A 12,216-nucleotide genomic window follows, 5' to 3' on the forward strand; every position below is an offset into this window, starting at 1 on the left:
CACGAACATCAGTTTTAATTTGTAAGGAGTGCATATGTCACGCAAGAGGCCGCAGCCGCCGGTGAAGCCGTTCAAGAAGAAGCCGAACCCGCTCAAGGCTGCCAAGATCACCGAAATCGATTACAAGGACGTCGCTCTGCTGCGCAAGTTCATCTCCGACCGCGGCAAGATCCGTTCCCGTCGTATCACCGGCGTCACCGTTCAGGAACAGCGCAAGATCGCCAAGGCCATCAAGAACGCCCGCGAGATGGCTCTGCTGCCGTACGCCACGTCCGGTCGCTGATAGGAGGAACAACAATGGCTAAGGAAACCAAGGTTATTCTCACCACCGCCGTTGCCAACCTGGGTCAGTCCGGTGACGTCGTCGAGGTCAAGCCCGGCTACGCCCGCAACTACCTGATCCCGCAGGGCATGGCCTTCGCCTGGAACAAGGGCGCCGCCAAGCAGATCGAGCAGATGCAGCGTCGTCGTCGCGCCATCGCCCTCGCCAGCCGCGAGGACGCCGTGGCCGCCAAGAACGCTCTCGAAGGCTCCGTCGTCGAGCTGTCCGCCAAGGTCTCCGAGTCCGGCAAGCTGTTCGGCGGCATCTCCGCCGACGCCGTCGCCAAGGCTCTGACCGCCGGTGGCAACGCCGTCGAGGCCAAGGCCATCTCCATGGACGTCATCAAGACCACCGGCGAATTCCCCGCCACGGTCCAGCTCCACCCGGAGATCTCCGCCAACTTCACCGTCAAGGTGGTCGCCGCCGAGTAAGCCCAACCGCTTACCGCGCGTACAACGCACCTGAGCTTAAGCCCAAACCCCGCTCGCCAAGGCATCCGCCAAGGCGGCGGGGTTCTTGTTGTTACGGCCCCGCCGCAAGGGCGGGTTTCCCTCACGTGGGCCGCCCGTCCCGCGTGAGGTCATGTCACGAACCCTTGAAATTACGGGGTTTTGGGGAGTGCGTCACGTGGACCGGACGGCCCGCGTGAGGTCACGACGGTGTCATTCGCGCAGATCAATCGTTTGGCGGCATTCCGTACCTCGGTTCCCGCGCGCATGGGGTCACCGGCGACGACGAGGAATTCGAGCGACTCACCAGCCCTCAGTTTCCATGCGCATGGGGTCACCCCGGCCATTCCCGCTGGCACCGCCGTCATGGGTGATCGGTTTCCATGCGCATGGGGTCACCCCTTCGCCAATCGAGCACTTCACCACACCGTGTTTACCTTTTGTTTACTGGAATAGTGACTAATATCACCCCCCGATTTGATTTTCCGTTAGGGGGTGGCGTACGTTAGGACACTGGAAGTTACTAGCTGCTTCTGTATCCATCACCAACCAGCAGATATCGGAAGATATCGGAAGAAGGGGATCGTATGAACCTCAAGAAGGCACTGATCGCCGCCGTCGCCACCGCGACGCTGGCCATCGCTCCTGCCGTCGTGTTCGCCGACGGCGTTGACAGCACGCAGGGCATCGACAGCACTCAGGGTGTCGACAGCTCCCAGGGCATCGATAGCTCGCAGGGCGTGGACAGCTCCCAGGGTGTCGACAGCTCCCAGGGCGTCCAGAGCGACGGCTACCTGAACGATGGCGTCAAGTCCGCCTCGATCAACCTCGGCAACGGCATCTACGCCGTCGTCATCGCGCACGGCGGCTCCATCGAAGAGCCGAGCGCCACCGCCACCCAGGCCTCCAACGCCGTGTTCGAGGACGGCTTCGTCGCCGCCGCTCCGAAGAGCCTCGTCGTGACCCCGACCAAGACCAACGGCGCCACGTCCGCCACCATCATCTACAGCTTCGACAAGAACGTGCCGTCCGCCGTCAAGGTGTACGCCCAGCACGAGGACAACACCACCGACGTCTACGCCGGCAAGGTGAACGCCGCCAAGAAGACCGCCGTCGTGGAGGCCACCAAGCTCTCCGTCTTCACTCTGGCCGCCAACTACGGCGAGGGCAACGGCGCCGAGGGTGCCGCCACCGCCAACACCAGCGAGACCTCCCCGCAGACCGGCGTTCCGTTCGCCGGCCTCTTCGACTTCTTCGCTCGTCTGTTCTGAGGTCGTTCCAGGGCCCAATCATCAGTCGGCCCAGTCATCAGTCATCGTTCAGCCACCATTCAGTCATCAACGGTCAGTACCGGCATTGCGGTAATACGCTGGTTGATCAGGTTGATCTGGTAGTCGATGCCGAACGATGATTCGCAGAGAGGCTCTGTTGCAGAGCCTCTCTTGCATTGATCGGCAAAACACCGATCGGCAAACACCGATATCGCACACCGATACCGACATCAATCCGTGGGGAGTGAGAGGAAGACATGGCCCGACACGGCAATCACAGGAAGGTCGATCCCGGCATGCGCCCGGTCGTCGGTCCGACCGCCACCGGCACGGCCGCCGATGGTCAGCCGACCGCCGGCATCACCGGCACCGCCGCCAGACGATCGATCTGGGCGCGGTACGTCGCCGCGCTGAAGGCCCGCAACGTCAAGGCCATCATCGGTACGGTCATCGCGGCGCTGGTCGTCATCGCCCTCGTCGTCGGTCCCGCCATCCTGATTCGCCGCCATATGGAGGATCAGCGCGCCGCCGATGCCATGCGCGACAACCCCATCCCCGCCACCAGCGGCGACCCGGGCATCAACTGGGACGCCCTGCGCAGCCGCAATCCCGAAATCTACGCGTGGCTGTACGTGCCCGGCACCGGCATCAACCTGCCCGTCCTCCAGCACACCGGCAAGGACGACGTCTATTATCTGACCCACGATCAGTGGGGCGATCCCTCGTATCTGGGATCCGTGTTCTCCGAAATGCAGAACAGCCAGTCGTTCACCGACCCCGTCACCGTGCTGTACGGTCATGACGTGGCCTCGGTATTCAAGAATCTTCATCGCTTCGAGGACGCCGATTTCTTCAACCAGTACGACAAGATCTACATCTACACCCCGGCCAATCACGTATTGACCTACCGGATCGTATCCGCCTACCGCACGGACAATCGCCACATCCTCAATACGCACGACTTCAGCAAACAGTCCGTCCGCCGCGAATACTTCAATCAGGTCATGACGCCGACCGACAGTCCCGCGCAGGTACGGCAGGACGTCCAGCTGGCCGACGGGGACCGCATCCTGCAGCTCAGCACCTGCATGCTGAACGAGTACCACGGATCGCACCGATACATCGTCACGGGTCAGCTGATCAATGACCAGACCATCAACGTCAAGCCCAAGCAGTAGACGGGCGGGGATCCGCGGGGTCCTCTCCCGATTCACCATTCGCCGGCCCGATGATCAGCCCGATGGTCAGTCCGATGATCAGACGAGTAATCGGCCCGATGATCGACTGTCCGCTGGCCAGACCGACGATGGCCGGTCCAATGGCCGGCCCGATGATCAGCCCGTCGCCGCCCCCGTACGGGAACGGCGTCGCCACACCCGGCAGGTGGTGATGCGCCGGATCGGCCGCCACACCCGTCCGCGGCCGGAGACTCCGCTGAGCCGTCTGGCCGATCGGTTCCTGCGGCTCAGCCCGATCCGGAAGATCATCGTCTGCCTCCTGACCGTCATCGTGACCCTGACGATGGGCACCGGTGTTGCGGCGGCGGCCATGATCGGCGTCGGATCATCGCATGTGCACGCCGGCATGGACCGGGGGACCGCGCGCGAAACCCTCACCTACGAGGGCAAACGCTACGTACTCAACAAGAATATCGTCACGTTCATGTTCCTCGGTTTCGACGGGCGCAACAAGAACGGCATGGACGGTCAGACCGACGTGATCATGGTGGCGGCCTTCGATACGAAAAGCGGCAAGGCGACCATCATCACCGTGCCGCGCGACTCCATGGTCTCCTCGCCCTACTACGTGGGCAACGTGAAGCTGCAGGACAACATGGCCATGCCGATCTGCCTGTCGTACGCCTTCGCCGGCGGCGGGGATCGCGGACGGGCGGTCGTGGCGCAGAAGGTCTCCGAGATTCTCGGCGGTGTGGCCATCCCATACCATTACATGCTTGACTACAACGGTCTGCCGGAGATCAATGACGCCGTCGGCGGCGTGACGCTGACACCCATCCAGACCATCCCCGACACCAGTATCGAGAAGGGCCGGCAGATCACGCTGCGCGGCTGGGAATCCGAGCGGTACATCCGATGGCGGGACCATACGACCCTGCAGTCACCGCTCGACCGTCAGCATCGGCAGGTGCACTACGCCAAGTCGTTCCTGGCGCAGGCGAAGCATAAGTTCGGACGGAACGTGTTCAGCGCCGTCGGCACCGTGAACGTGGCCAAGAAATGGTCGTACACGAACACCGGTAGCGCCGAACTCATGTATTACGCGGTCACCGCGCTCGGCAGCGACAATCTCACCGATCTGCCGATGGTGCAGCTGAAGGGCGATCTGCGACGGTCCGGCAAGCACGCCCGGTTCTACCTGAACCGGGACGCCGTGCGGAAGGTCGTCGTGCAGACGTTCTACACGCCGGCCCAGTAGGTGGTCGGAAAACCGCGCTAGAAGTTGCGGCCGCTCCAGCCCCAATCGGTGGTGGCGGTGTAGCGGATGTACATGCGGTCCTCGGGAATGCCGAGCTCCTTGTTCAGCGCGGCCGAGATCTGCTCGGTGAGCGACTCCCACGCCGACCGGGCCACGGACGTGCCGAACACGTTCACCTCCACGTAGGCGGCCGGGGCGTCGTCGCTGCCACCGAAGTAGATCGGCATGTTGTCCTCGAACGGGCACATCAGCCAGCCCTCGGACTTGCCGGGCACCGCGGTGATCGCCTTGCCGTACGCGGTCTTCAGGGCCTCGCGCTGGGCGGGGGTGGTCGCGCAGCTCACATGGGTATGAATGACGGGCATGATTTCTCCTTAGCAATGCAATGATCGTTGACCCATCCCATTATGCCGCCGCCCCCGAACCCCGTGGAGAACCCTTAGCCAACCGTCGTTTGACCACCCTCAGTCTCGCTGCGCGAGCCAGCTCCCGCCGGCGGGAGCGGAATCCGTCGTCTGCCGCGCGAGCCGGCTTCCCCGACGACCGAGGAGAACCCTTAGCCAACCGCAAAGAATATGTGTGACTGCGACGCCGCCCCGCCCCCGCCATCGCCGCCACACGGTATAAAGGTCACTTGTGAGAAAACTGATCGCACAGCTTATGAAGTTCGGCCTCGTCGGCGGCATCGCGTTCATCATCGACTACGGCGTGATGAACCTGCTGCTCCTCACGCATATGCACAACGTGCTGGCGACCTCGATCTCGTTCTTCGTCTCGCTGATCTTCAACTATCTGGCGAGCATGAAGTTCGTGTTCAAGCACCGCCCCGACATGGCCCGGTGGATGGAGATCGCCATATTCTTCGCGGCCGCGCTCGTCGGCTGGGTGATGAACGAGGTGATCGTGTGGATCAGCACCTCGTGGATGCCTCACGATTCGATGTACACCATGCATGTGCAGTACATCATCTGGACGAACATCGGCAAGCTCGTCGCCACCGTCGTGGTGATGGTGTGGAACTTCGTCATCCGAAAGTGGTTGCTCGACGACACCCACACCAACGCCATGAACCGGCTGCGCCCGGCCGACCGGAAGCTCACCGAAGCGGAGCTGGAGGCCAGGCGCGAACGCAGCTTCTCGCACCGACTCGGCCTGTGGAGCCTCGAGCACACGCCCAAGGGCTGGCCGAAGTAGGCGCCGAAGCGGGCGCAGTGCCGAAGCGGGCGCAGTGCCGAAGTAGGCGCTCTCACACCGTCACGGTCATGATCACACCGTCACTTCGGCCAGAATCGGCGTCTCCGTGCTGGTCTTGATCTGCCTGAAGCCGATGAACGCGATCGCCAGCGACGCCAACGCCAGCACGGTCACGGTCATGAACCCGCCGTGCGCGCCATACCGGTCGATGAACTGACCGGCCACCGCTGAGCCGAACGAGGCGCCGATCGAATTCATCGCGCCCATCCACGCCACGCCCTCGGTGAATCGCGACGGCGGCACCAGATGCAGCATGATCTGATTGCCGTTGATCCACGTCGGCGCCTGGCACACGCCGATCAGCAGATAGATGATCATGATCACCCACAGATGCCGGGCGAACACGAAGCACGAAATGCCCAGATTCACCACGGCAAGGCAGAAGTAGAAGCGCTTCCACAGCGGAATCACCCAGTTCTTCGCGCCGTACACCAGCGCGCCGCACAGCGAGCTGAACGAGAAGCAGGCGAACACGAAGCCCGTGTACTGGGCCATGTCCTGCTCCTTGGCGAACGCGATGATCGAAATGCCGGTGGCGCTCTGGAACGCGCCGAGCCCGAACCACGTCACGCACACGGCGATCAGGCCCGGCCCCAGAATCGAATCCTTGGCCTTGTCGGCGTCCGCACCCTGCACGGCGGCGGCGCGGGCGGCCTCGCGCTCGCGGTACTGCTTGCGCGTGAGTCCGGCGGCACGGGCCAGCTGCGTCTGCGACGGCGGCTCGGTCGACAGTTCGGTGAGGAACATCAGCGCGCCCACGATCACGCACATGCCGGTGAACGAGAACGCGAGCACGCCGGAGATCACGGCGAGAATCGACGCGAGCGGATTGCCCACCACCCACATGCATTCGTCGAATACGCCGGACAGCGACAGCGCCCGGTTGATCCGCTCGTTATCGCCCTTGAGCTGATTGGTCCAGCGGGCACGGCTCATCGCGCCCCACGGCGGGATGAACGCGAGGAACGGCGTGATCACGTACAGCATCCACTCCGGCACGCGGTGGGTGATGCACGTCACGAGGGCGATGGCCGCGACGATCCAGATGATGATCGACGGGATCGAGATCTGCCGCTGACCGAACTTGTCGACCAGACGACCGAGCAGCGGGGTGAGGATCGCCAGCGCGATGGCCTGCACGGCGGTGAGCGCGCCGGCCAGACCGTAGCTGCCGTAGTAATGCTGCACGGAGATGGTGATGGTCATGCCGATCATCGGGAACGGCATGCACGCGATCACCGAGCCGATGGAATACCGCGCCGCGTGGGGGAGACGCAGCAGTTCGGCGTATCCGCCGAAGACGCGGTGGTTCACGTCTTTGATGGCCTGCAACACTGATGGCCTGAACGGCTGATCAGACGGCTGATCGGACGGTCGGGCTGACGATTCGTTGGTCGGTCCGTTGGACTGTCCGTTGAACGATTGGTTGGACTGCATTTCTCCTCCTTTGGCGTGCGCGATGCTCCTCTTCGGACATCGGGAAACGGGTGGTTTGGTTGGTGCCGGGCGAATTCCCGCCGGCGGGACGTCCGACGATCCGCGGTTTCGTTGCCGCGGTCCCGCACCTACTATTCGGTTGGTATTGCGTGTTCGGACTGGGCCAGTCTATGCCCGCGTCGGAGTGCGACACGCGGCGGATAAGATGGATACCGGAGTTTTTTCGATGAATTTACCGAAGAGCATAACCCGGTGATCATTCGACCGGAACGCCCGCTATCATGCGCGAATCGGCAGCGCGAATCGGTGATTCGAATCGGCAGCGCGAAAAGGAGTGACGATGCCCGCAACCACCATCCACCTGGTCCGACACGGCGAAGTGTACAACCCCGACCACGTCCTCTACGAGCGGCTGCCCGACTTCCACCTCTCCGACCGCGGCCTGCGCATGGCCCAGGCCACCGCACGATACATCGCCGAACACAGCGGCATCAACCACGCCGCAGCCGTCTACTCCTCGCCGCTCGATCGCACCCGCGAAACCGCCGGCGCGATCCTCACCGCCCTCAACGCCGTCCGCGCCGACCGGGGCGAGGACCCGCTCGAACTGCACACCGACCCCCGCCTCATCGAAGCCGGCAACGAATTCCGCGGCCGACGCATCGGCCACGGAACCGGCGCCCTCTGGCGGCCCGAAAACCTCAAGCTCATCCGCAACCTCCACAAGCCCACCTGGGGCGAAAGCTACCAAAGCATCGGCCGCCGCATGAGCGACTTCGCCTACGAAAAAGTCGACCAATACCCCGGACAGCAGATCATCGTCGTCAGCCACGAATCCCCGATCTGGTCATTCCGGCACCTCCTCGAAACCGGTCACCCCGAACACTGGATGTTCCTCCGTCACACCGCCCTCGCCTCTGTCACCTCCATCACCTTCGACTCGGACACGCACGAGCTACTGGCCGTGGCCTACGCCGACCCCGCCTCCTCCGTTTCGTGATGAACCGCGACGATGGAGCGTCATCGGCGTTGCGTAAGGCTCGACGTACCTTCGTACGCCTTCGCCTTCCGCGCCTTGATGCCGCACGCATCGTCGCGGTTCATGTTTGGGTTGGTGATGGAGCGTCATCGGCGTTGCGGCATCGGTCACCTCATCCGTCTGGCGGAGCCAGACACCTTCCCCTCGAGGGGAAGGCAGGGAAGGACTGCCCTCGTCCAACCTCCCGTTCGCTTGACGACCTAGCCTAAAGGGATGCCAACGATTCGATATGTCTAGGCTTCCCCTTGAGGGGAAGCTGGCAGCCGAAGGCTGACTGATGAGGTGACGGATATGAATACAGCACAGCCTTCCGTTTCGTGATGTTGGTCACGAAACCGAGGATTTCCGGCGCTTTTCTCTTGCAGTGCGCCCATACTGGAAATATGAGCAATACTGCATGGATTTCCTCCGCCGCTGCGTTGGAGCAGCAGCCGTCGTTTGCCGCCGCCGTCGAAGCCGGCAGGACGCTGACCGGCATGTGGCCGCTCCACGACCATATGCACATCGACAATGACGTGAAGTACGCCGAATCGTTCCAGGTGCGCATCACCCGACAGTTCGCGCTGGCCCTGACCGGCGAGGACGTCACCGTGCCGGACGCCGAATACGTGTACGAAGGCGCGGACGAGATCCCCGGCCGCCCGCAGAACATCGTGGACGCGCTGCTGGCCGCGAACGACGCCTACGACGAATCCGCCGACTTCTCGGACGACGGTGATGCGACGCACCTCATTGAGGCCGCCCATTTGCTGGGCGACGTGTGGAACGACGCCACCGAAGAGGCCGTTCGCGCACTCACCGAGCAGGTGGCGGAAAGCGCCGGACAGCTGGCCTCCGACGATCTCGAGGATCGCTACGCGCTGACCGCCGCCGCGTTCGCCGACGTGCTGGCCACGGTCAGCGAACATGCCTCCGACGAGGCCGCGGCCGTCAAGGCTGCGCTGCCCGTCGTGCTGTACTTCAAGGAGCTCAACGAGCGATTCGGCGTGCCGATCATCGGCATCGCCGCCGACGAGCTCGAGCAGTTCCGTGCCATCGCGGTGGCCGGTCCCGACGCGCAGGACGACGGCAAGAGCGGCGCCGAGCGGTTCGGCGAGCTGCTCAACCCGCTGGCCGAAGCCGAGTGGAAGAAGCGCCACGACGATATCCTGTGGGATCCGGTGGAGGCCAAGAAGAAGGCCCGAGAAGAGGACGAAGCCAAGAGCAAGGCCGCGCTCGCCGCGAAGTTCGCCCACATCAAGGACGACCCCAGCAAGGAAAAGGTCGAGCTGTAGACGCAAGTAGTCGACGGAGAGGTGCGGCGTCCGACACACTCAAGGCCGTTCGGCCTCGCGTCCGGCGAGCCGGCCGCTAGCTTACGGTCGGACACCGCACCTCCCCGTCTCCATTCATACGAATTACATTGAAGCAGTGTGCCCCCGCCAGCGGGAGCGGTGCGTTCATTCGGTTTCGGCCGGGGCATGAGTGGATCAGTCGGATTGCATTGCAGTATTATGCCCCCGCTGGCGGGGGCTGTCGGCGTGAGCCGACTGGGGTGGTCGAACAGGGTGCCTTCAAACCGTGCCAAGTTTGACCACCCTCAGTCTGCCTCCGGCAGCCAGCTCCCGCTGGACGAACAGTCCGGTGGACTGTTCGTAGCAGTACGCCCTTACGGGCGTACGTCGCACAAGATGTCGGGAGCAGTGCATTCGTCCGATTTCGGCCGGGACGGGATTGGATCAGTCGGATCGCATTGCAGCATTATGCCCCCGCTGGCGGGGGCTGTCGGCGTGAGCCGACTGGGGGTGGTCGAACGATGCCATCCCCTCTGGGAACAGCCCGATGGATAGGACTGCAAAACCCACGATATGCAGTCGAATCCATCACCATCCGGCGATATTCGATGGATAGGACTGCAAAAACCCGATTCTGCAGTCCAATCCATCGGCATCCGGCCCATGTGATTTTGAGAGCCTTGGAATCATGCGGATTTTGGGAGCCTGCGATTCACTGGTTGATGGAGAGCGGCGCATTTTGCGCGAAATGCAGTCGAATCCACCGGAATCCGGCAATATCCGATGGAATGGAATGCAGAAACGCCGATATGCAGTCGAATCCATCGGAACTGACGGGAAAAGATCGTGTGATGTGGTCGACCGGGACTTATGTGACTGACTGGCGCCCGTGTGGTCGACGGAGAGGTGCGGCGTCCGACACACTCAAGGTCGCGCCTCACCGTCTCCGGCCCAGCGGTTCAGCTGTGGTCTGAAGCGAAGCGAATGGGCTTCCCCTTGGAGGGGAAGCTGGCCGCCGTAGGCGGTCTGATGAGGTATGTGACGACGCCGTTTTTAGGCCATGGCGGGTTTGACCACCCTCAGTCTGCCTCCGGCAGCCAGCTCCCGCTGGACGAACAGTCCGGTGGACTGTTCGTAGCAGTACGCCCTTACGGGCGTACGTCGCACAAGATGTCGGGAGCAGTGCATTCGTTCGATTTCGGCCGGGACGGGATTGGATCAGTCGGATCGCATTGCAGCATTATGCCCCCGCTGGCGGGGGCTGTCGGCGTGAGCCGACTGGGGGTGGTCGAACAGGGTGCCTTCAAACCGTGCCAAGTTTGACCACCCTCAGTCTGCCTCTGGCAGCCAGCTCCCGCTGGACGAACGGTCCGGTGGACTGTTCGTAGCAGTACGCCCTTACGGGCGTACGTCGCACAAGATGTCGGGAGCCGACTGAAGCATCAGATGAAGTCATACTTCGTCTGTCACCTCATCCGACCGGCTTGCGCCGGCCACCTTCCCCTCGAGGGGAAGATGAGAAGAACCTGACAAACCGGCATCGTTGGTCGTCTTCCGGCATGAGTGCCCGGCCTTTGACCGCGCCTTGCGCTCGCCGGCCGAATCACTGCCGATTGTCCGGGCGATCCCAGACGGCGCCGGCCGGATCGCTCTTGCCGACGAACATCACGATATTGAGCACGGCGCCGGCGATGAACAGTGCGGCACCGAGGAAGATCGCCAGCACGCTGCCGCCCATGCTACCGTCGCTTCCCGCGCCCGCGGAGAAGGCCGCCCCGGCCACGCCGCCCATCACCACGATGAAGGCCAGCAGATACAGGCCATACGGCAGCAGCAGCCACCAGCCGCTCTTGTTGCGGTCATGCAGTCGGCGCACGGCCACCGCGAGCTGCGGAATGAAGATCGCCAGTCCCCACAGCGATTCCAGTCCATTGATCACCGTCGAGCCGTTCGTCGCCTGCGACAGGATGCTGAACACCGCGCTGACGATGGCGGTGAACAGGATCACCCACCAGTATTCGCTCCTCGAGGCGCGGCCGCTGAACATGGCGTACTTCTTGAAGAACCGCACGATCGCATTCGGGAAGCTGATGCCGTAGTAGGGCGCCCACAGTGGCGGCTCGCCCGCGTTCGGACCATAGCCCGGAGCGTAGCCGACCTGCGCATAGCCGTTCGGGCCGTATCCGTTGGGATTGTTCGGATCGTAGCCGGTGGCACCCTGCTGACCGTAGGGCTGGCCGTTCTGACCGTAGGGATTGGCCCCGTTCGGATCGTAGCCGGGCTGGTCGTAGCCGCTCTGCCCGTAGACGGGCACGCCGTTCTGTGTCGGCGGCTGCGTCGGCTGCTGCGGCTGTGCGGGCTGGGAATCCTGTTGCCCATACGTCTGCTGGCCGTAATTCGTCTGATCGTAGCCGGGCTGCTGCGGCTGCTGGGCCTGCGACTGCCCATATGCCTGCTGCCCATATGCCGGAACCGTCGGGCTCTGTCCGTATTCTGCCTGTCCGTAATCCGTCTGACCGTATTCTGCCTGTCCCGGCTGCTGATATCCCGGCTGACCGTTATTCGGCGGCACGTAGGAGGCTCCTCCGAAGGCCCCATCGCCGTTCGATCCGCCATCCTCAGGTTTGCGGTATCCGTTGGTATTGTTCGGGTCGGTCATCGTATCCCCCTCGTGAGTGTGCCGTGCATTCCGCGCGTATTGCGCGTGCCGTGATGAAGCACCGCGCCGGCACTT

Annotated in this window: 11 protein-coding genes; 8 read left to right on the forward strand and 3 right to left on the reverse strand. The window is 63.2% G+C overall.

Annotated features, from left to right (window positions below):
- Positions 1-34 precede the first annotated feature (34 nt).
- From rpsR to CSQ87_RS05195, 5 genes are all read left to right on the forward strand, one after another.
- The gene (gene rpsR / locus CSQ87_RS05175; RefSeq protein WP_100512816.1) at positions 35-283 is read left to right on the forward strand and encodes a 30S ribosomal protein S18; all 249 of its coding nucleotides are present in this window, start codon (positions 35-37) and stop codon (positions 281-283) included.
- A 14-nt stretch (positions 284-297) separates the two neighbouring features.
- Positions 298-753: a 50S ribosomal protein L9 gene (gene rplI, locus CSQ87_RS05180; RefSeq protein WP_100512817.1), complete on the forward strand. Its 456-nt coding sequence runs from the start codon at positions 298-300 to the stop codon at positions 751-753.
- Positions 754-1,358: 605 nt separating this feature from the next.
- On the forward strand, positions 1,359-2,042 hold the full coding sequence (locus tag CSQ87_RS05185) for a hypothetical protein (RefSeq protein WP_100512818.1): 684 nt from the start codon (positions 1,359-1,361) through the stop codon (positions 2,040-2,042).
- Between the two features lie 257 nt (positions 2,043-2,299).
- The gene (locus tag CSQ87_RS05190; protein WP_100512819.1) at positions 2,300-3,220 is read left to right on the forward strand and encodes a class B sortase; all 921 of its coding nucleotides are present in this window, start codon (positions 2,300-2,302) and stop codon (positions 3,218-3,220) included.
- A gap of 211 nt (positions 3,221-3,431) precedes the next feature.
- Positions 3,432-4,478 carry an LCP family protein gene (locus CSQ87_RS05195; protein ID WP_165776747.1) on the forward strand — a complete coding sequence of 349 codons (1,047 nt, stop codon included), beginning with the start codon at positions 3,432-3,434 and terminating at the stop codon, positions 4,476-4,478.
- Positions 4,479-4,495: 17 nt separating this feature from the next.
- Here CSQ87_RS05195 and CSQ87_RS05200 read toward each other — a convergent pair whose 3' ends face one another.
- The gene (locus CSQ87_RS05200) at positions 4,496-4,843 is read right to left on the reverse strand and encodes a phenylpyruvate tautomerase MIF-related protein (protein ID WP_100512821.1); all 348 of its coding nucleotides are present in this window, start codon (positions 4,841-4,843) and stop codon (positions 4,496-4,498) included.
- Between the two features lie 271 nt (positions 4,844-5,114).
- Here CSQ87_RS05200 and CSQ87_RS05205 point away from each other — a divergent pair, with 271 nt between their 5' ends.
- The gene (locus CSQ87_RS05205; protein ID WP_243388837.1) at positions 5,115-5,672 is read left to right on the forward strand and encodes a GtrA family protein; all 558 of its coding nucleotides are present in this window, start codon (positions 5,115-5,117) and stop codon (positions 5,670-5,672) included.
- A gap of 72 nt (positions 5,673-5,744) precedes the next feature.
- Here the strand turns inward: CSQ87_RS05205 and CSQ87_RS05210 are convergent, their stop codons facing one another.
- Positions 5,745-7,064, reverse strand: a complete 1,320-nt coding sequence (locus CSQ87_RS05210; RefSeq protein ID WP_240541785.1) for an MFS transporter — start codon at positions 7,062-7,064, stop codon at positions 5,745-5,747.
- 445 nt (positions 7,065-7,509) lie between these two features.
- Between CSQ87_RS05210 and CSQ87_RS05215 the strand changes: the two genes are divergently transcribed.
- Positions 7,510-8,169 (forward strand): histidine phosphatase family protein, encoded by a 660-nt coding sequence (locus CSQ87_RS05215; protein WP_100512824.1) that lies wholly within the window; start codon positions 7,510-7,512, stop codon positions 8,167-8,169.
- A 422-nt stretch (positions 8,170-8,591) separates the two neighbouring features.
- Positions 8,592-9,482, forward strand: coding sequence for a hypothetical protein (locus tag CSQ87_RS05220; RefSeq protein WP_100512825.1), 891 nt, complete (start codon positions 8,592-8,594; stop codon positions 9,480-9,482).
- Positions 9,483-11,085: 1,603 nt separating this feature from the next.
- On the opposite strand, the gene CSQ87_RS05230 is transcribed toward CSQ87_RS05220, so the two are convergent.
- Entirely contained in the window at positions 11,086-12,141 is a 1,056-nt protein-coding gene (locus CSQ87_RS05230) for a DUF805 domain-containing protein (RefSeq protein ID WP_165776748.1), read from the reverse strand.
- Positions 12,142-12,216: the final 75 nt, after the last annotated feature.

Origin of the sequence: Bifidobacterium simiarum, assembly GCF_002802905.1 — a bacterium.
In the GTDB taxonomy this organism is placed as follows: Bacteria; Actinomycetota; Actinomycetes; order Actinomycetales; family Bifidobacteriaceae; genus Galliscardovia; species Galliscardovia simiarum.